Genomic DNA, 19,763 nt, shown 5'->3' on the forward strand with positions numbered 1-19,763 from the left:
AAAACAAACACTGATGTAATAATTGCTACAACACCAACAACCCGTACTCCCGTAAAGTATGAATTGGTTTTGAATACCAGAATAATTCAAAATGTTCTATTGTATTCTCAAAATCAGCTTTGATTTCTTGAAAGGTTAAGGTTTTATCATTAGAGCAAGAGATTTTATCCAAGATAGCAACCAACCACTCGCCTTCAGCTTTATTGGTTTGAATGCTAAAAGTTTCCCGTTTGTTGTGGAAATGCAAATTCATCATTTCCCAAGTGTTGCCTTTTTTAGACTTGGTAAACCTCTCAACAGTTGGCTTTCCGCCTAACCAAACAATCTTCGCAGTAGATTTAGTTCCATAAAATTCCCCTTCAGGGGTTAGGGGTTTTAAAGCAACATCAATAAAATTCGGAGCAATAGTAGTCCTCGGTATTTTAAAATCGAACCAATCTTGTAGCTTATAATCGAAGCAGATGCCATGCATAAAATTGAACAGCGACTTCTTTAATCCGTAGCTAAATTTATTATGGTCGATACCAGTTTTATCCCTGTAGTTAATATCGTTATTAGCGAAAGTTCCAATTTCTTCCGTTTCTTTTACCACGCCAAACTTTTCGGGATACAAACCAACCGGACTGTGCGCTGTCATTGCAAATTGGTGCCAAAAACCAGATTGTAACACCCCAGCCTCAAACAATTGACGAACCATTTCCAGACTATCCACCGTTTCTTGTACTGTTTGTGTTGGATAACCATACATCAAATAAGCATGTACCATAATTCCAGCTTCTGTGAAATTTCTGGTTACTTTAGCCACTTGTTCTACCGTAACACCTTTATCAATCAGTTTTAATAATCTATCGGAAGCTACTTCTAAACCACCAGAAACTGCAATACAGCCAGAAGCTTTTAGCAATAAACATAAATCTCTAGTAAAACTTTTTTCGAAACGGATGTTGGTCCACCAAGTAACGGTGATTTTCCTTCTGAGGATTTCCAGAGCAACTTCACGCATTAAAGCGGGCGGAGCAGCTTCATCTACAAAGTGAAAACCATTCTGACCAGTTTTCGATACCAATTCCTCTATCCTATCTACAATCTGTTTGGCTGCTATAGGCTCGTAAACCTTGATATAATCTAAGGAAATATCGCAGAAAGTACACTTGCCCCAATAACAGCCATGCGCCATCGTTAACTTATTCCAACGACCATCGCTCCACATTCTATGCATTGGGTTTACAATCTCGATAACCGAAATGTAGCTATCCAATGACAAATCAGAATAATCTGGTGTGCCTACATCAGCTTGTTTGTAATCAGTTCTTAAAGCATCATTTCTGTAAGCAACTTCTCCATTTTCTAGTAAAAATGTTCTTTTGTATAAATTGAATTCACCGTCTTTGATAATGGCATTATACAAAAGTTCTATCGGCAATTCGCCATCATCTAAAGTGATATAATCGAAAAATTCGAAAACTCTTTTATCCGAAAGCGAACGTAATTCTGTATTTGGGAAACCACCACCCATCGATATTTTAATATGAGGATAGTTTTGCTTCACAAACTGCGCACAACGAAATGCTGCGTATAAATTCCCAGGAAAAGGAACAGAAATCAGAAATAATTTAGGCTGAATTGCTTCAATTCTTTCTTTAAGGATATTGATTAAAATACCATCAATATAAGTTGGCTGCTGATTTAAGGCTCCGTACAATTCATCGAAAGAATTGGCACTTCTTCCCAATCGCTCTGCGTACCTGCTAAAACCAAAATTTGGGTCAATACATTCTACAATAAAATCAGAAATATCTTCTAAATAAAGTGTAGCCAAATGCTTTGCCTTATCTTGAGTTCCCATAGCACCAAAAGCCCAATCTAATTCTTCTAATTGTGCAAATCGAGAAGCCTCTGGTAAAAAATCTTCCTGACAAATTTGTAGAGCCAAAGTTGGATTTTTGCCTTGCAGGAAAGAAATAACTGCATCAATGGTTTTCAAATATTCTTCTTTTAAAGCTAGAATTCGTTGAATATTAAATGAAAACATTTCGTTTTTTAGCTCCGCCTGATGGAACAAATCTGTTAGTCCTTTTTTGGAAAAAAGCGCTAAAATTACTTCAATACCTAAGTCGGCTTGGATTGATGAAATGCCTTTTGCATTTAAAAAACCTTTGATATACGCAGTGGCCGGATACGGTGTATTCAGTTGTGTAAATGGCGGTGTAATTACAAAAAGTTCGCTTTGCAAAGGAATTTTATTTTTTTTGCAAAAGTACACAAATCTACGTTTAGATATGAAATACATCTAAGTTGTAACGTTTGGCATTTTTAAATGATTGAATTACTATACAACTTTTTGATGTGCATTTTAAATGCTACACAAATTAGCTCAATACAACATCCTAATTATCAACAGATATAACTAAAAATTACGTTTTTGAGGTTCTTTTGGCATAACAGTTGATATTTATGCGGTTTTAAAGATATATAACATGAAAAAAATTTTATTAGTGTTTGGCTTAGCTATCGCTGGCCTTGCGGCAAATGCCCAGAGTGAATTTAAACCTACAAAAGGTGATGTTACTACCGAATTTGGACTTACTGGTGGTGTTTTAAATTCAGGATTTAACTTAAATGAAGCTGGAAGCTTATTAAGATTTCGTTACTTTACTCAAGAAAAAACTGCTGTACGTTTAGGTTTTAACTTAAGCAGCAACAAAGAAACTGCTAACGCTTACGGAGCTAACGGCGAAACAGGTAACGTTAAAAGAAGCGAAACCAGTTTCTTGTTAAACGTAGGTTTAGAGAAACACTTTACTGGAACTGAGCGTCTTTCTACTTACGTAGGTGGTGATGTTTTGTTTGGCTACGGAAATCAAAAAGATAGCTACAGCAATTCTAACAACAACTTTGGTAACCCAACTTATATAAACAACGTTTCTGGCGAAATTAAAGGACCAAGCACTTTAGGTATTGGTTTAAGAGCTGTTGCTGGCGCTGATTACTATTTCACCAAAAAAGTATTTTTAGGTGTTGAAGGTGGTTTCGGTTTCCTTTACCAAAAAGACGGTAAAACTACCACAAGCACTACTGTAGGCGGAAACACAACTACAAATACATCTAATTCTGCAGGAAACTCATTCTCGATTGAACCATCAGTAATTACTGGCGTTCGTATTGGTTTTGTTTTCTAAGGATAGATAACTTATTATTAGGAGAAGGGGGCAGTTTGCCCCTTTTTTTGTTTATATCACGTTAGCAAAAATACCCTACCAACTGATGCTGATCCCGTACTACATCTCGTTCCTCCCCCTTGAATCCCCTTCCAAAGGGGGACACGTAGCGCCTAAGCATTTTGCATATCCCCCTCTTCGAGGGGGCAGGGGGAGGAAATTGACATTTGCTAATATTTGTGTCCACACGATAGGTACGTACGGGACAGCATGACGGAGCTGCAGATACCGTCATTGCAATGATGTATCGGTTAAACTACAAATTCTGCGCTATCACAAAACCGCTTGCCCAAGCCCATTGAAAATTGTAACCGCCCAACCAACCAGTGACGTCTACACATTCGCCACCGAAATAGCAACCTGGCAGCTTTTTGCTCTCCAAAGTTTTTGAAGATAGTTCGTTGGTATCAATTCCGCCACGCATTACCTCTGCTTTGTCGTAACCTTTATCGCCTGCGGGTTTTACTTTAAAGTGATGGATGGTTTGCTCCAATTGTTCCATTTCTGCTTTGGTTAAATCGGCAATGGTTTTTGTTAATGGCAGAAATTTACCTAAAGCATCCGTAAATTTTTTGGCGTAATATCTGTTCAACAAAGTTGATAATTGGATGCGGCCATTTTGCTGACGTTCAGCCGTTAAAAACGCCGTTATATTTTCATTTGGCAGTAAATCGATTTCAATCTCCTGCCCCCTGCGCCAATAACTCGAAATCTGCAATATAGCTGGACCGCTTAAGCCCCAATGCGTAAACAAGATGTTTTCTTCGAAACTCATTTCGTTGTTACTTACTCTGCAAAACACGGAATTCCCTGATAATTGGGCAAACCAAGCTTCGTCTTTACCCGTAATGGTTAATGGTACTAATGCAGGTGCAGTTTCTACGATATTAAGTTGGTGTTTTCTAGCAAACTTCAAAGCAAAATCTGTCGCTCCCATTTTTGGAATGGGTAAACCGCCTGTAGCAATAACTAATTTTGGAGCAGCTAAAGTTTTTGACTTACCGTTGATTTGATATTTAACCTCATATTGCTCTTCCCCATTTTCAATAGATATTACTTCTGCGTTGCAAATAATCTGTTGCTCCATTTCTGCACAGAGCGATATAAAAACTTCTACCACATCTTTCGCATTTTTACCATCCGGAAACAACTGTCCTAAAGTCTTTTCTGCTCCGTTAATGCCGTAAGTTTCAAAAAAGCTAATGGTGTCTTCTACTGTCCATTGTTTAAAGGCTGATTTTATGAAATGTTCATTGGCAGAAATGAATTGCTCATCGTTAGCGCCAATGTTGGTGTAATTACAACGTCCGCCGCCAGAAATTAGGATTTTGGCACCTGCTTTGTCAGTTTTTTCGAGTACGATAACTTTCTTTCCTAAAAAGCCTGCCTGTACCGCACACATTAGTCCGCAGGCGCCGGCACCAATAATTATTGCATCGTAATCCATAGCGCAAAGGTAAAGGAATTGTTTTATTGCTTGATGGTTTTATTGTTGTAAGGTTGCATTTCCATTGATTGCAATTTCTCTGTCCTTTGGGGAGAACCGAAGCTCATTGATACCGTAAGATAAAGTGAGAAAGCTATCAATAGATGCCGAAGGCAGAGAGGGGCTTTTTTAACCTAATGCTGGTCCGGATTTGCAATCCAGAACTACTTATCTGCGGATTTAAAATCCGCGTCTCTAGCAGTCGAGATTACAAATCCCGACTAACTCCGTCACCGGAAAGGTTTATAAGTTTTCGCTAAGTGACGCTAAGCTATAGCTAGACTTTTCTTAAATAGCCCTGATTGCAGTGGTCATACTTTTTGTTGCTCATCTTTTCCAAACTTCGTAAGTTTTTAAACGGCGTAGCCCTCAACTTCACCATTGAATACAAATAACTGATAAAAGTTAAACTTACGAAGTTTAAGCTAAGCTAAACCACTCACAAAAAGATGATAACGGAAAGCAGGACTATCGGGAAATAGCAGCACAAATATTGCGCTTCTAATTGTAATCTAATGTACAATTAACCCAAACCGTATGCTAATTTTTGCTATTTTTGTTGCAAATTTAAGCGATAATGGCAAAACAGATTAGCGAGTTAAAACTAGGTATTTTAGGCGGCGGACAATTGGGCAGAATGTTAATTCAGGAAGCAATTAACTACAATTTAACCACTTTAGTGCTAGACCCAGATGCTGATGCTCCGTGTAAACACATTGCCAATTATTTCGAAAATGGTTCCATTACCGATTATGACACTGTCTATAATTTTGGTAAAAAAGCAGACATCATCACCATCGAAATTGAAAAAGTAAATGTTGATGCACTGGAACAATTGGAAAAGGAAGGTAAACAGGTTTATCCGCAATCGAGAGTAATCAGATTGATACAAGACAAGGGTGTACAGAAGCAATTTTTTAAGGAAAATGACATTCCTACGGCGCCGTTCATGTTGGTAAATTCTCAAGAAGATTTAAGTAGCGGCAAGTTTGCTTTCCCTTACATCTTAAAATTACGTAAAGATGGTTATGATGGCAAAGGTGTGATGAAAATTAGCGATGTTTCTGAGGTTAAAAATGCGTTTGAAGCACCTACTTTGATTGAGGAATTAGTTCATTTTGAAAAGGAAATAGCTGTTATTGTAGCTAGAAACTCTAATGGTGATGTTAAAACTTTCCCAATGGTAGAGATGGAATTTAATCCAGAAGCTAATTTAGTCGAGTTCTTAATTTCACCATCTACTTACCCAGAAAGTATACAGGAAAGAGCTGAGAAAATTGCCAAAGATATTGCTGCTGCTTTAAACGTAACAGGTATTTTGGCTGTAGAAATGTTTATTACTAAGCATGGTGATATTTTGGTAAATGAATTGGCTCCTCGTCCGCATAACAGCGGCCACCAAACTATTGAAGGCAATTATATTTCGCAATTTGGGCAGCATTTAAGGGCCATTTTTAATTTGCCTTTGGGCGATACCCGTTCTATTTCGAACGCCATTATGGTGAATGTTTTGGGCGAAAAAGGTCATGATGGTGTAGCTAAATATGATGGTTTAGAAAAGATTTTATCGATTGATGGCGTTTACGTGCACTTGTACGGAAAAAAATATACCAAACCGTTTCGCAAAATGGGTCACTTAACTATTGTTGATCAAAACCGTGAGAAAGCGATTGAAAAAGCGAGGTTTGTACAACAGACTTTGAAGGTGATAAGTTAACCCCCTAGCCCCCTAAAGGGGGAACTTAAGCTGGGTGGACAAGCATAAATAAAATAAATATTCACACAATATTATGAACGAAATACAGGAAAAAGCCCCTTCAGGGGTTGGGGTAGTTGGTATTATCATGGGCAGCAAATCTGACTTGCCTGTAATGCAAGATGCAGCAGATATTTGTACAGCATTTGGGGTAGATTTTGAAATTACGGTGGTTTCGGCACATCGTACGCCCGATAGAATGTTTACTTACGCTAAAGATGCTGCTAGTCGCGGTATTAAAGTGATTATTGCTGGTGCTGGTGGTGCAGCACACTTACCTGGGATGGTGGCTTCTATCACTACTGTTCCGGTAATTGGTGTTCCTGTCAAATCTTCAAATTCTATTGATGGTTGGGATAGTATTTTGTCTATTCTACAAATGCCAAACGGTATTCCGGTAGCTACGGTTGCTTTAAATGCCGCTAAAAACGCGGGTTTGTTGGCAGTTCAAATTTTATCTACTGCACAGCCAGAATTGGCAGAAAAAATGCAAACTTATAAAGACGATTTGAGAGCAAAAGTTGAAGAAACTGCTGCTGAGATGGAAAAATAAAATTTCATTGCCGTTGGTTTAAACCAACGGCAATGAAATCAATTCAAACTCGGGTCTGTAGGGAAGTTACTCACGTGAGCATATTTAGGGCCTAAGTTGATGATTACCTCTTTCCAAAGCTCTTCTTCATTTTGAGAAAATACTGTGTCTTGATGATATTGGTCTGAAACAATCCAAGTATTGGTAGCAAGCTCATCTTCTAACTGATTAAAACTCCAACCAGAGTAACCTAGAAAAAATTTTACTTCATCTTCTTGAATACTATTATTGTTAACCAACAGTTTCAAGGTTTCAAAATCTCCACCCCAATAAATGCCTTCCGCAACTTCTTCGCCACTGTTAAGCTTGTCGTAGCAACGGTGTATAAAATGAATGGTATCAACCTCGACGGGCCCGCCAATAAAAACTGGGAAATCTGCTTCCCACAAATCAGGAATTAAATCTTTTACCACCAAATTACTTGGCTGGTTTAAGATAAAACCCACCGTACCTTCTTGGCCATATTCTGTCAATAAAATTACAGAGCGCTTAAAGTTTGGGTCGGCCAAGAATGGTTCCGAAATCAACAACTTACCGGCAGATGGATTTAATAAACTCAACATATCGTTAAATTAGCAAAATATCAGAAAATCGCAAAAAAATGATTGTACGCACGGCGGATATAATTCTACCTAAATATTAAAAACTATCGGTTTACAAACATTACTTTTGTGTTATGAAGCTGACTAAAGAAGTAATACAAAACCTAAGGCAAGACTATAAAGCTGCCGAATTAAGTGAAAATGATATCGTTAAAAATCCGATAGAACAATTCGAAAAATGGTTTTTAGATGCGGTAAAAGCAGAAATCTTTGAACCCAACATCATGACTTTAGCTACAGCAGACAAGTCTGGTAAACCGAATGCTAGAATAGTATTATTAAAAGGTTTCGACAAAGATGGCTTTAGTTTCTATACCAATTATCTGAGCCAAAAAGGAAAAGAAATTAAGAAAAATCCATTGGCTTGTTTGGTATTCTTTTGGGGCGAATTAGAACGCCAGGTGCGTATTGAAGGTAAAATTGAAAAATTAGACAAAGAAACTTCTGAAGCTTATTTTAACTCTCGTCCGGTGGGTAGTCAAATTGGAGCAATTGCTTCGCCACAAAGTCAGGTAATTTCCGATAGAAACATTTTAGAGGCCAAAGTTGAAGAACTCACCAAACAATACGAAGGCAAGACTATTCCAAAGCCTGCACACTGGGGCGGCTACATTGTAAAACCAACAGTTATCGAATTTTGGCAAGGTAGGTCGAGCCGTTTGCATGACAGAATTAAATATACTTTTGTAAACGGAAGTTGGAAGATTGAGAGATTAGCACCTTAATTCAGTCTACAGTTGTCAATAGAGGCAGTTGTCAGACTGAGCTTGTCGAAGACTAGTCTTATTATGCCAATGTATTGCTGCAGATTTTTATTTTTTCTTCAGGTGTGGGGATATTTATTTTCTTCTTAGTGCGCCAATGCTAAAAAGATGGATGGGCGGACATCATATAGTTTAACAAAATTTAACGAAGCAACTCAGTATAAACATCGACCTAAATTCATTACTTTCGCAGGATAAAAATCGTAAATCGTCCATCTAAAATATAAAATTAATTGTCCGACAGCTTAGTCATTATCCCAACTTACAACGAGAAAGAGAATATTGAGAAAATTATTCGCAAGGTTTTTTCGTTGCCGTATTTATTTGAGATATTGATTATTGATGATGGTTCTCCTGATGGGACTGCCCAAATTGTTAAAAATTTGCAGAATGAATTTCCTGCGCTACATATTGAAGAACGCAAAGGAAAACTAGGTTTGGGCACCGCCTATATTCACGGGTTTAAATGGGCATTGGCAAGAAAATATGAGTACATTTTCGAAATGGATGCAGACTTTTCGCACAATCCAGACGATTTGATTAAACTGCGTGAGGCTTGTGTAAATGGTGCAGATTTATCCATTGGTTCTCGATACGTAAAGGGTGTAAATGTTGTTAACTGGCCAATGGGACGTGTTTTAATGTCTTATTTTGCATCGATGTACGTTCGCATCATTACGGGAATTAACATTCAAGATGCTACTGCTGGTTTTAAATGCTATACCAGAAAAGTGCTAGAAACCATCCCAATGGAAAAAATCAAGTTTGTGGGTTATGCCTTTCAAATTGAGATGAAGTTCACCGCCATCAAGTATGGTTTTAACGTGGTGGAAGTTCCGATTATTTTTACCGATAGAACAGAAGGAACATCGAAAATGAGTACCCGTATTTTTAGGGAAGCTTTCTTAGGCGTTATTCAAATGAAAATCAGCAGCTGGTTTAGAAATTATAAAAGGTAGTTTGTTTGGTAAATTGGTTCACTAGTCATTAGTTCATTTGTTTTGAGGGGCAGCAATCATCACATTTTCTAAACTGATATCTGTCTACTGATTACTTTTTTTATTACTCCTAATCATCAAACCAAAATCTTGTTTCTTCGCCATTGCATCAACAATCATGATTAAACGCTTGGTTCTGGTTACTTCTGTTTTAGCAGTATTTAGCCAAACGATAAAATAATTCTGATGTGATTTAGTGTAAGATAAAAAATGCTCCAATAAACCATCTTCTTGAGCCAAACAAACTTCCAAATCTTCGGGCATTTCAATTTTAAAATCTACATCGTGCTCCAAAGAAAGTGAAACAGGACTACCAGCCTCCTTTCTTAATTGTTTACGGATTTTGCCATCTAAGGGCAAAATAAAATCACCACCACCCATAGGCAATAAACTTTTCCCACTAATTTGCAGATTATCGATATGTCCCCGAACTCTAAAACCACGTTTATCATCGGCTTTTATTTGCTGTGCAATAGCGTCGGGCACGAAAACATAGCTCCAGCCAGTTTTCTCGCCATTGCTATCAAATCGTTCTATCTCCGCATTGAAATTAACCATAACCTAAGTTAAAAGTATAAAATAAAAAGTTCAAGTCGATAACTATACTAAACAAACTAGAAACTAAGAACATAAAATAGTCTTCGACAAGCTCAGACTGACAACAGTTCAAACAATTAACCGATTTAAACAGTTGATCAGTTAACCATCCAATTAAAACTCCCCTTCCACTCCCAATCCAAACAACGCAAAATCATATTTTACTGGATCTTCCGCATCAAATTCTTTTAAGTGTTTTGTAAGTTCCAATGCAGTTAGCCAATCGGTCTGTTTACGTTCTATTAATCCGAAACGTCGTGCTACGCGGTCCACATGTACATCACAAGGGCAAATCAAATCTGCTGGAAGAATGGTATTCCAAATACCAAAATCTACGCCGCAATTATCTTTTCTAACCATCCAGCGGAGAAACATATTTAAACGTTTACAGGTAGATTTTTGTGTTGGCGAAGAAACATGCTTAATCGTTCTACGAGGAAAATCGGGTAAACTGAAAAAATAAGAACGGAAGTGGTTTAAAGCTTTTTCTATCGTAAAATCAACAATCACCAAATCTGAAGTATAGCAAGTAGAAGAAGTCAACTCGTATCCAGAAGTTATTTCTTCAACACTTAAATAATCTGTTCTGTAGGTTAAAGCTTTAGGTATAAAAGCAGTTTCCAATGAATTTGACTGCTGATAGTGTTGCTGAAAAAAAGCGACAAAATATAACAAATCGGTATCATTAAAAGTACGATGCTTAAAACCCAACAGGCCTTTCAAGTCATTATCAGAATGATGTAGCATAAATTGATAAGGCTGATTATCCATCCTCGCCAACAACTCATTACATTTGTTGATAATTGTTTTTCGTTGCCCCCAAGCTAAAATTGCCGCAAAAAATGCAGCAATTTCAATGTCTTGTTTTAAGTTATACTGATGCGGAATACTAATTGGATCGTTCGTAATGAAATTAGGCTGATTGTATTGAGCTACTTTTACATCCAGGAATGACTTTAAATCAGCTACTTTCATTAGCTATATTTTAGTATGCTTGTATTAATACTTCAGAAGGAATATGAAGTGTTTCACTCAACTTCCTAATCATTTCAAGAGAAAGCTTTCTTTTCTTATTTAAAATCTCACTTGCTCTACTTTTCAAACCAATTACACTAGCTAGATCATTTTGCGAATAATCCAATTGCTCCATTCTAAATTTTATTGCTTCAATAGGGTCTGGCAGTGCTATAGGAAAGTTCTCATCTTCATACTTCTCAATCAAAACACCTAAAATTTCAAGCTCATCCCCTTCCATCGAGCCTTTTTTGGCATCAAATATTTCATCGAGCCTTTCTAAAGCCAAGTTATAATCATTTTCTGTTTTAATAGGTCTCAATTTCATCACTTAAATTTTATTTGCATCGATTTTATCGTACTCTGCATGCGTTCCTATAAATCTTATCCACATCATCTGATAATCAAAATTTACTCGTACAATTAAACGATAGCTATTTCCTTTTATGTTAAAACAAACCCGATTATCACTTAATATGCTTGCACTAGGATAATCAATTTTCAGTTCATTAAAATTTGTCCACTTGGCCTTATCCGCCTCCTTGTACCAAGACTTTAATTGTTGCTCACAATCAGCATGATTTAACCAAAAATCTCGTAATATCTTTTTTGCAATAACTCTCAAATGTGATGCAATTTCATTACAAATATAAAAATAATTCCCAATATGGGAAATCTGTTTAAACAAGTGCTTGCTCCAAATCTGCCAACAAATCATCAATATCCTCTACTCCTACGCTAAAACGCAATAAATTATCGGTTACACCAACTTTTTCACGCTCTTCTTTAGGGATAGAACCATGTGTCATGCTCACAGGGTGATTTACCAAACTTTCTACACCACCTAAAGACTCCGCTAATGAGAATACTTTAAATCGAGAAGCAATACGGAATGTTTCTTTTAAATCTGCATCCTTTAAAGTTACCGAAACCATTCCTCCAAAACCACGCATTTGTTTTTTAGCTACATCATGATTAGGATGGTCTTCGAAACCTGGCCAGTAAATTTTATCAATTTTCGGATGATTGCGCAAGAAGTGAGCTACTTTTTCGCCGTTTTCGCAATGTGCTTTCATACGCAAGTGCAAGGTTTTAATTCCTCTTAATACCAAGAAAGCATCTTGAGGACCTGGCGTTGCGCCGCAAGCATTGTAAACGAAGAACAAATCTTTATATAATTTTTCATCGTTAGTCAACAAGGCACCCATTACTACATCAGAGTGACCACCAATATATTTAGTAACCGAGTGCATTACTACATCGGCACCTAAATCTATAGGATTCTGTAAATATGGCGATGCAAAAGTATTATCAACAGTTAAAAGGATGTTATTCGCTTTTGTAATCTTTGCAACACCTTCAATATCAATGATACGCATAGTTGGATTGGTTGGCGTTTCTATCCAAACCAATTTGGTTTTCTCATTGATATACGGCGTGATATTCTCAGGTTTTGATAAATCTAAGAAATGGAATTTGATACCATAATTTTGATAGATTTTAGTGAAGATACGATAAGAACCTCCATATAAATCATTTCCAGTGATGACTTCATCACCAGGCTTTAACAGCCTTAACAAACAGTCAGTTGCGCCCATTCCGCTACTGAAAGCTAAACCGAATTTACAATTTTCTAAAGCCGCTAAGCAATCTTCCAAAGCTTTACGGGTTGGGTTTGTACCTCTAGAGTACTCGTAGCCTTTATGATCGCCTGGAGAAGCTTGCCAATAAGTTGAGGTTTGATAAATTGGGGTCATGATCGCTCCTGTTGTAGGATCTGGCTCTTGACCTGCGTGTATGGCTTTAGTTGCAAATTTCATATCAATATTTTTTAACCACATAGAAACATAGGTTAACTACATGGCTTAGTTATTAATTATACTCTCGTTTGTGTAAAAATAAAGAGTTCTAATATATATGTTTTTAGATTTCTCTTCGTTCCTCATCGAAATGACAACGTAGTGAGATTTTATAAACTATTATTCTGTTGTACTTCAGATTTAAATAAATACCCCAAACGTTTACCTGTTGGATAACCGCTCGCAGCCAATGTTGTTTGCTTTTGATGCAATGTAATATCTTTTACCGAAGCGTATGGCGGTAATTGCAAATCCATTTCCATACAGTTTAAAATTGCTAGCTCAAATATGTGCGTTAAAACCTCTTCGTTAATTTCATACTCACTAAAAGCTTCATACAAAAAACCTAGTTGTCCCTCACCTTCTACTATAAAACGTTTTTCCTTATTCACTAAGATACGAGCTATCAGTGTACCCTCGTCAGCCAAACGATTGTATTTAATAGAATCAGCTAAAAAATTGTGGATATAAATTACCCCACAATAACTTAAACATGGATTTGATTTAATGTAACTAGACGAATAAATCCGGTGTCCTTCTTCAAAATTAAAAACGTTACTGTGCATGGATAACAACAACATATCTCCAGAGAACTTAAGCTCTGCTTCAAATTGATGTGTATCCCTATAGGCAACCTCAACAGAGGGATCTTTTTGCGTATAATCTTGATGTAAACGAGAAGCCAATTTAGACAGCGCTTTCTTAGCAATTGCAAAAACATCAACTGTGTTTCTATAAATTTCCTGTTTTAAGGATGCTTTGCTTTCAAGTTTGCCGAGAATAAGCTGATAGTTAGTCGTTTCTTTTTCCATGTTTTGAGATTTGAGATATGAGATAATAGATGTGAGATGCAATGACTAATGAAAGTCTCAAATCTCACATCTCAATACTCAAATCTAATTAATAAGCCTTCGCAAACAATACCCTTTGCTTAGATGGCTTGCCTGTTAAGATACAAACACCATCTTCCAATTTATTATTTAAAGGAATACAACGAATAGTTGCTTTTGTTTCTTCCTTGATGCGTTTTTCTGTTTCAGCAGTACCATCCCAATGCGCTGCAATGAAACCTGTTTTAGTTTCTAACAAGTCTTTAAACTCCTCATACGAATTAGCTTCTGTGATGTGCTCATCTCTAAATTTCAAAGCTCTATCGTAAATATTTTGCTGAATTTGCGCTAACATCTGGAAGATATACTCTGCTAAACCTTCCTGAGGAACTGTAAGTTTTTCTTTAGTATCTCTACGGGCTAGCTCGACAGTTCCATTTTCCATATCTCTGGCACCAATAGCCAAACGAATAGGCACACCTTTTAACTCATATTCTGCAAATTTAAATCCTGGACGTTGGCTATCCCTATCATCGTATTTTACAGAAATGCCGAAACCTTTTAAACTAGGGATCAATTCATCAACAAATGCAGAGATTTTTTGCAGTTCTTCATCACCTTTATGGATAGGCACAATTACCACTTGAATTGGAGCCAATTTAGGAGGCAGTACTAAACCACTATCATCGCTATGCGCCATAATTAATGCCCCCATTAAACGGGTGGAAACACCCCAAGAACTTGCCCAAACGTATTCCTGTTTACCTTCTTTGCTCGTGAACTTCACATCAAATGCTTTGGCAAAATTCTGACCTAAAAAGTGAGAAGTACCAGCCTGCAAAGCTTTACCGTCTTGCATTAGAGCTTCAATACAGTAAGTATCTAAAGCACCAGCGAAACGTTCTGTTTCTGTTTTCTTTCCTTTTACTACAGGTACACCCATCCAGTTTTCTGCGAAATCGGCATATACATCCAACATTTTCTCAGTTTCTTCAATTGCCTCTTCTGCTGTAGCGTGAGCCGTATGACCTTCTTGCCACAAAAACTCTGTAGTACGCAAAAACAAGCGGGTTCTCATTTCCCAACGCACTACGTTAGCCCATTGATTAATCAATAAAGGCAAATCCCGGTAAGATTGGATCCACCCTTTGTAAGTGTTCCAGATAATGGTTTCAGAAGTGGGACGAACAATCAATTCCTCCTCCAACTTAGCTTCTTCATCTACAATGATATTACCAGTTCCATCGTTTTTTAAACGATAGTGAGTTACAACTGCACATTCAGTAGCAAAGCCATCTACGTGAGAAGCTTCCTTAGAAAAATAAGATTTAGGAATGAACAAGGGGAAGTACGCATTGCTATGACCTGTTTCTTTAAATTTATGGTCTAAAACCGCTTGCATTTTCTCCCAGATTGAGTAACCGTACGGCTTAATTACCATACAACCTTTCACTGATGAGTGCTCTGCTAGATCGGCTTTTATAACAATTTCGTTATACCACTGCGAATAATCTTCACTTTTACTCGTAATACCTTTGCTCATAACTTATTTGGAACGTTTTTTGTGTTAAAAATCTTGTATTAAAGGCTACAAATCTATAAATTTATAGTCACAATTTAATTAGCACACAAATTAAAACCTAAATACGATGAGAGTTAATCAATTTTTCACCAGTACGCTTGCAGCAGCTTCTTTATTGGTTGCTTCATGCTCTACACAAAAGATGGCACAGAATAATAGTGCCGACGATGTGTACAACACTACAGCGCAAGCCAGGGTTTATAAATATGCCCCGCCTGTGCAAACTGCTCAGATAGATACTTCCCGTTACGATCCCAATTATAAAAATAGTAATCCTGAATACGATATGGATTACGCTTCTAGGATCGACAGGTTCTATTATGGCAGTCCGAATAGAGTTTATTTTGATGACTATTATAATTTCTACGGTTACAATTCTTGGTATAATCCTTACGATTGGTCTTTAGGTTTCCACTATGGCTGGGGGTTTAACCGTTGGATGAATCCCTTTAATTCTTGGGCATATTATGGTAGTCCATATTATTGGAACACTTGGGGACCTTATTCTTACTGGGGCGGTGGCTTCGGTTGGGGTGGAGGCTTTGGCTGGGGCGGTGGTCTCGGTTGGGGCGGCGGTTACTGGGGAGGTGGCGGCTGGGGAGGCGGCGCAATTGTTAGAAATGACAATTATAGAGCTAGACCAAACCGCGGTGCTGAAAACGGTATAGGCGTTAGACCTAATGGGTCCGTAATAGACAGAGGTGCTAGAACTGGGGGTAATACAGGTGTGATTGGACGTACAGGTTCGAGACCTGAAGCTTACAATCCTACTACAACTACTAACGGTACCTCATCTAGAGGTAGTAGTACTACACGTGATTCAAGACCAAGCAGGGCGGGTTCGAATAATGGAGATTCGAGACCAACTCGTACTACAGAAAGTTCAAGACCATCTTATTCACCACCCCCACAATCGTCATCTAGTGGTAGTAGCGGTAGAACAGGCGGTAGTTCTGGAGGAGGAAGTAGCTCTTCTGGCGGAGGTAGACCAACTAGAGGCGGAGGTAGATAATCGCTAAATTAACATCAAACACAAAATGAAAAAGATAACTTTAATGCTTGCAGTTGCTATGGTAGCAACTGTAGGCACTACATATGCCCAATACGGCTCAGACGGGCTTCGTTTCTCTCAATCAAATTATGGAAGTACTGCCCGTTTTAAAGGTATGGGGAATGCACAAATTGGTGTAGGTGGCGATATGAGTTCTTTAGGTGGAAACCCAGCTGGACTTGGCTTATTCACTAGATCTGAATTTGCTTTCACCCCAGAATTTAATCAGTCGGGTGTAGATGCAAGCTTTTTAGGTACAAATATGAAAACTGACAAAAGTCGTTTAAATATTAACCAAATTGGTGCTGTTTTTTATTCTCCTAGCACACGAATGAAAGGACAAGATGCCCAAAAAGGTGTAGTAAGTACTGTATTTGGACTGGGTTATACTCGTAATAACGATTATGCAATGGAAAGCAATTTTGGCGGCATAAACAATAATAACTCCATCAGAAATTTCTTCGCTGAACTAGCTAATAGATACAAAGACCCTAGCGATAATTCGATTGCTACAAACTCATTGGAAGGGATGGCTTATGATAGTTACTTGATTAATTTCAATGCGCCTGGTAGCGCCAACGCTTATACGGCAAATAGCGCAGGTAATCCTTTCATTGCAAACAATCAATCTAAAAATGAAATTCGTTCTGGCTCTGTTTCAGAATTTAATTTTGCTGGAGCTATAAATATTTCAAATCAAGTTTACATTGGTGCCAATATCGGCTTAGTTAGCTTACGCTATACCAGCGACTCAGAATTTACCGAAAGCGGAAGCCTAAATCCATACGACCAAACTGATGGCTTTACTGGCGTTGAAAACTATACATTATCTTATCTTCAAAATCAAGAAACTAGAGGTTCTGGAGTTAATGGAAGACTTGGTGTAATTTTTAGACCTGTGAGTGCTTTCAGAATTGGAGCAACTTTCCAAACCCCTACTTGGTTTACTATAGACGACACTTATTCTGAAGTTGTAAATAACAAGTTGTCTAACGATGTATTTACCAACAACGCTATTACTTATGATTTCACTTATAATTTAAGAACTCCGTTAAAAGGATCTTTAGGTGCAAGCTACGTTATCGGCGGACAGGGTATTATATCTGCTGACGTAGACTTTATTGATTATTCGACTATCAGATTTTCTACCACTGGCGATGGTTTTGGACAAACCGATATTAACAATAGTAATGCTACTGTTAGGAACAACTATAAAAGTGCTGTTAATTACAGAGTTGGCGGTGAGTACAAAATTGATAATATTAGCTTAAGAGCAGGTTACGGTTTAAACGGCAGTCCTTATAAAAATGACGATGATAAATTGTTTGACACGAAAATGTATAGTGGTGGTTTAGGCTATAGAGTAAATAATTACTATTTCGATGTGGCTTACCAAAGAGTAGAAACCAATGGTACCAACTTGCCTTATACATTGAATAATGGCTCTGAGCCAATGGCTAGTTCAAAATTCACAAATAATAATTTCTTCCTAACCTTCGGTTTGAGATTTTAATAGCAATTTGTTTTAACAAAAAAATCCCACGAGATAGCCGTGGGATTTTTTTTGTTAAAGCTGTTTTAAATTATTCCATAAAGCGAGCCACCCGGCTCTCCCATCTTATCTACTCTCTTTTCCACTTCCAAATCTTTAATTAATTCTGGCGCATGATGTGGCTTTTTACGAGCATCGATAATCAGCGAGCCATTACATCCCCAGTGCTTATTTTCGGTAAAAGCGTCTACCCCATCAATATCAGCAGCCGGATTACTTCTTGTAAAAGCCACCCAAACTAAGTTATTTATATTTTCCGCAGTAAAGGCAGCATCATCACAAACTACAATCAGAGGCAACTGACTTAAATCGCAGGTAGCTAACTGTAGTTTTAAAGCTTCTATTGCTTGCTTACCTTGTTGTGGATTTAAGTAATCATCCAATTGCACAGCTAAAATTCCCGGACTAGCTAATTTGTAAATCCCTGCTAATTTAAAATCATCAGATAAAACTGTCAACAACTGTCTCCTCTTCTCTCCCGCTGCTGCAAACACCACCTTAGAACCAGAATTCAAGCCGTCGCCAGAATAATCTAAAGTATCTATAGTGGTATTGGTATGGAAATGAATATCCCGACTCCAATCTATACGTTCTAACACATGACTAAGGAAATGAGCAATGTCGTGAGTATCTAAATTTTCGTCATCTTCTTTGGCTGCAATAAACAAGTATTTAGCCAAACTCAGCTGATTTTTACCTAGAATATGATTACTGATAGTTAGAATTTCCTGAGGTTTTCTTTCTTTTAAATACGGCGTGTAGCGTTCGCTACCTATGGCAAACAATAAAGGATGCACGCCTGCGGCATCAACTGCATTTACTTCTTTTAATCCGTGAATTTCTTGCGGAATTGCCGAACCAGAAATTTCGTGTATCAGCGCACCAAAACTTGTATCTTCCTGCGGCGGGCGGCCAACCACAGTAAATGACCAAAGCGCATCTTTTTTATGATAGACGTTATGTACTTTCATTAACGGAAAAGGATGTACCAAACTGTAATAACCCAAGTGATCTCCGAAAGGACCTTCTGGCTTATTCTCATGCGGATAAACAGTTCCAGTAATTACGAAATCTGCATCGGCAGAAATAACAAATCCCTCATCATCCCTAAAATACCGGAACCTTCTATTGCCTAAAGCACCTGCAAAAGTAAGCTCACTTAATCCCTCTGGTAAAGGCATTACTGCTGCCAAAGGATGTGATGGCGGCCCACCTACAAAAATACTTACTTTAAGCGGTTGTCCTTTTTTATTTGCTTTGGTTTGATGAACACCAATTCCCCTGTGAATTTGATAGTGTAGTCCAATCTCCTTATCCTGAATATAATCGTTTCCTGCAAGTTGAATACGATACATACCCAAATTACTATTCATCACCCCCGGTTTATCAATATCTTCTGTAAAAACCTGCGGCATGGTAATAAATGGACCTCCATCCATTGGCCAATTTACAATTTGAGGAATTGCAGAGATGGTAGTTTTTTGAAACGTGCTTTTAAATAAAGATTGTTTCATGGGCAAAGCCGAAAGCGCCGTTAGTGCAGAACCCGCATACTTGAAAGGACTTTTAAGCGCCTTCATAGGATCAGAGCGCAACTCTACCAGTTCTTGAACTTTTGGCAAAGCATCCCTGAACATAAATTTTGAGCGTTCTATTGTCCCAAATAGATTTGAAACGGCTTTAAATGGACTACCCTTTACTTTTTCGAACAATAAAGCAGGACCTTGCTTTTCGTAAACACGAAGATGGATGGCGGCCATCTCTAAATAAGGATCAACTTCCTCCTTAATTCTGATTAAATGACCGTGTTTTTCTAAATCGGCAACGCATTCGGCTAAACTTCGATATCCCATGCAACAAAG

The 19,763-nt window shown here is 37.7% G+C and carries 18 protein-coding genes; 7 read left to right on the forward strand and 11 right to left on the reverse strand.

From position 1 onward, the window contains the following. Positions 1-25: 25 nt before the first annotated feature. Positions 26-2,290, reverse strand: a complete 2,265-nt coding sequence (locus REI64_RS03955) for a radical SAM protein (RefSeq protein WP_308848800.1) — start codon at positions 2,288-2,290, stop codon at positions 26-28. 187 nt (positions 2,291-2,477) lie between these two features. Here REI64_RS03955 and REI64_RS03960 point away from each other — a divergent pair, with 187 nt between their 5' ends. Continuing rightward, complete coding sequence (locus REI64_RS03960) at positions 2,478-3,179, forward strand: hypothetical protein (protein ID WP_308848801.1); 702 nt, start codon at positions 2,478-2,480, stop codon at positions 3,177-3,179. Between the two features lie 295 nt (positions 3,180-3,474). Here the strand turns inward: REI64_RS03960 and REI64_RS03965 are convergent, their stop codons facing one another. Beyond that, entirely contained in the window at positions 3,475-4,665 is a 1,191-nt protein-coding gene (locus REI64_RS03965) for an aminoacetone oxidase family FAD-binding enzyme (RefSeq protein ID WP_308848802.1), read from the reverse strand. A gap of 616 nt (positions 4,666-5,281) precedes the next feature. Here REI64_RS03965 and REI64_RS03970 point away from each other — a divergent pair. Further along, on the forward strand, positions 5,282-6,421 hold the full coding sequence (locus REI64_RS03970; RefSeq protein WP_308848803.1) for a 5-(carboxyamino)imidazole ribonucleotide synthase: 1,140 nt from the start codon (positions 5,282-5,284) through the stop codon (positions 6,419-6,421). A gap of 73 nt (positions 6,422-6,494) precedes the next feature. Beyond that, a complete protein-coding gene (gene purE / locus REI64_RS03975; RefSeq protein WP_308848804.1) occupies positions 6,495-7,013 on the forward strand; it encodes a 5-(carboxyamino)imidazole ribonucleotide mutase in 519 nt (172 codons plus the stop codon). 38 nt (positions 7,014-7,051) lie between these two features. Here purE and REI64_RS03980 read toward each other — a convergent pair whose 3' ends face one another. Beyond that, a complete protein-coding gene (locus REI64_RS03980; protein ID WP_308848805.1) occupies positions 7,052-7,615 on the reverse strand; it encodes a YqgE/AlgH family protein in 564 nt (187 codons plus the stop codon). Positions 7,616-7,728: 113 nt separating this feature from the next. Between REI64_RS03980 and pdxH the strand changes: the two genes are divergently transcribed. Together pdxH and REI64_RS03990 are read left to right on the forward strand one after the other, a co-directional pair. Then, positions 7,729-8,379, forward strand: a complete 651-nt coding sequence (gene pdxH, locus REI64_RS03985) for a pyridoxamine 5'-phosphate oxidase (protein WP_308848806.1) — start codon at positions 7,729-7,731, stop codon at positions 8,377-8,379. A gap of 272 nt (positions 8,380-8,651) precedes the next feature. Then, on the forward strand, positions 8,652-9,377 hold the full coding sequence (locus tag REI64_RS03990) for a polyprenol monophosphomannose synthase (RefSeq protein WP_308848807.1): 726 nt from the start codon (positions 8,652-8,654) through the stop codon (positions 9,375-9,377). An 84-nt stretch (positions 9,378-9,461) separates the two neighbouring features. Here the strand turns inward: REI64_RS03990 and REI64_RS03995 are convergent, their stop codons facing one another. The 7 genes from REI64_RS03995 to proS all read right to left on the reverse strand — a co-directional run bounded on the left by REI64_RS03995 (position 9,462) and on the right by proS (position 15,259). Further along, positions 9,462-9,974, reverse strand: coding sequence for a YdeI/OmpD-associated family protein (locus tag REI64_RS03995; RefSeq protein ID WP_308848808.1), 513 nt, complete (start codon positions 9,972-9,974; stop codon positions 9,462-9,464). 153 nt (positions 9,975-10,127) lie between these two features. Further along, complete coding sequence (locus REI64_RS04000) at positions 10,128-10,988, reverse strand: TIGR02757 family protein (RefSeq protein WP_308848809.1); 861 nt, start codon at positions 10,986-10,988, stop codon at positions 10,128-10,130. A gap of 10 nt (positions 10,989-10,998) precedes the next feature. Continuing rightward, complete coding sequence (locus REI64_RS04005; RefSeq protein WP_308848810.1) at positions 10,999-11,355, reverse strand: helix-turn-helix domain-containing protein; 357 nt, start codon at positions 11,353-11,355, stop codon at positions 10,999-11,001. A gap of 3 nt (positions 11,356-11,358) precedes the next feature. Next, positions 11,359-11,715: a type II toxin-antitoxin system HigB family toxin gene (locus REI64_RS04010; RefSeq protein WP_308848811.1), complete on the reverse strand. Its 357-nt coding sequence runs from the start codon at positions 11,713-11,715 to the stop codon at positions 11,359-11,361. After that, a complete protein-coding gene (locus REI64_RS04015) occupies positions 11,708-12,847 on the reverse strand; it encodes a cystathionine gamma-synthase (protein WP_308848812.1) in 1,140 nt (379 codons plus the stop codon). The genes REI64_RS04010 and REI64_RS04015 overlap by 8 nt, the downstream gene beginning before the upstream one ends. A gap of 149 nt (positions 12,848-12,996) precedes the next feature. Continuing rightward, the gene (locus REI64_RS04020) at positions 12,997-13,698 is read right to left on the reverse strand and encodes a hypothetical protein (protein WP_308848813.1); all 702 of its coding nucleotides are present in this window, start codon (positions 13,696-13,698) and stop codon (positions 12,997-12,999) included. A gap of 88 nt (positions 13,699-13,786) precedes the next feature. Further along, positions 13,787-15,259, reverse strand: a complete 1,473-nt coding sequence (gene proS, locus REI64_RS04025) for a proline--tRNA ligase (RefSeq protein WP_308848814.1) — start codon at positions 15,257-15,259, stop codon at positions 13,787-13,789. Positions 15,260-15,365: 106 nt separating this feature from the next. Here proS and REI64_RS04030 point away from each other — a divergent pair, with 106 nt between their 5' ends. Next, entirely contained in the window at positions 15,366-16,310 is a 945-nt protein-coding gene (locus tag REI64_RS04030; RefSeq protein ID WP_308848815.1) for a hypothetical protein, read from the forward strand. A gap of 25 nt (positions 16,311-16,335) precedes the next feature. Then, complete coding sequence (locus tag REI64_RS04035; protein WP_308848816.1) at positions 16,336-17,862, forward strand: hypothetical protein; 1,527 nt, start codon at positions 16,336-16,338, stop codon at positions 17,860-17,862. Positions 17,863-17,927: 65 nt separating this feature from the next. Here the strand turns inward: REI64_RS04035 and REI64_RS04040 are convergent, their stop codons facing one another. Then, positions 17,928-19,754 (reverse strand): UbiD family decarboxylase, encoded by a 1,827-nt coding sequence (locus tag REI64_RS04040; protein ID WP_308848817.1) that lies wholly within the window; start codon positions 19,752-19,754, stop codon positions 17,928-17,930. Positions 19,755-19,763 lie beyond the last annotated feature (9 nt).

The organism is Pedobacter sp., assembly GCF_031119335.1.
In the GTDB taxonomy this organism is placed as follows: Bacteria; Bacteroidota; Bacteroidia; order Sphingobacteriales; family Sphingobacteriaceae; genus Pedobacter.

Bases quoted from the DNA above. Each gene is read 5' to 3' on its own strand.
- REI64_RS03955 (WP_308848800.1), bottom strand. From the start codon at position 2,290: ATGTATTTCATATCTAAACGTAGATTTGTGTACTTTTGCAAAAAAAAT.
- REI64_RS03960 (WP_308848801.1), top strand. From the start codon at position 2,478: ATGAAAAAAATTTTATTAGTGTTTGGCTTAGCTATCGCTGGCCTTGCG.
- REI64_RS03965 (WP_308848802.1), bottom strand. From the start codon at position 4,665: ATGGATTACGATGCAATAATTATTGGTGCCGGCGCCTGCGGACTAATG.
- REI64_RS03970 (WP_308848803.1), top strand. From the start codon at position 5,282: ATGGCAAAACAGATTAGCGAGTTAAAACTAGGTATTTTAGGCGGCGGA.
- purE (WP_308848804.1), top strand. From the start codon at position 6,495: ATGAACGAAATACAGGAAAAAGCCCCTTCAGGGGTTGGGGTAGTTGGT.
- REI64_RS03980 (WP_308848805.1), bottom strand. From the start codon at position 7,615: ATGTTGAGTTTATTAAATCCATCTGCCGGTAAGTTGTTGATTTCGGAA.
- pdxH (WP_308848806.1), top strand. From the start codon at position 7,729: ATGAAGCTGACTAAAGAAGTAATACAAAACCTAAGGCAAGACTATAAA.
- REI64_RS03995 (WP_308848808.1), bottom strand. From the start codon at position 9,974: ATGGTTAATTTCAATGCGGAGATAGAACGATTTGATAGCAATGGCGAG.
- REI64_RS04000 (WP_308848809.1), bottom strand. From the start codon at position 10,988: ATGAAAGTAGCTGATTTAAAGTCATTCCTGGATGTAAAAGTAGCTCAA.
- REI64_RS04005 (WP_308848810.1), bottom strand. From the start codon at position 11,355: ATGAAATTGAGACCTATTAAAACAGAAAATGATTATAACTTGGCTTTA.
- REI64_RS04015 (WP_308848812.1), bottom strand. From the start codon at position 12,847: ATGAAATTTGCAACTAAAGCCATACACGCAGGTCAAGAGCCAGATCCT.
- REI64_RS04020 (WP_308848813.1), bottom strand. From the start codon at position 13,698: ATGGAAAAAGAAACGACTAACTATCAGCTTATTCTCGGCAAACTTGAA.
- proS (WP_308848814.1), bottom strand. From the start codon at position 15,259: ATGAGCAAAGGTATTACGAGTAAAAGTGAAGATTATTCGCAGTGGTAT.
- REI64_RS04030 (WP_308848815.1), top strand. From the start codon at position 15,366: ATGAGAGTTAATCAATTTTTCACCAGTACGCTTGCAGCAGCTTCTTTA.
- REI64_RS04035 (WP_308848816.1), top strand. From the start codon at position 16,336: ATGAAAAAGATAACTTTAATGCTTGCAGTTGCTATGGTAGCAACTGTA.
- REI64_RS04040 (WP_308848817.1), bottom strand. From the start codon at position 19,754: ATGGGATATCGAAGTTTAGCCGAATGCGTTGCCGATTTAGAAAAACAC.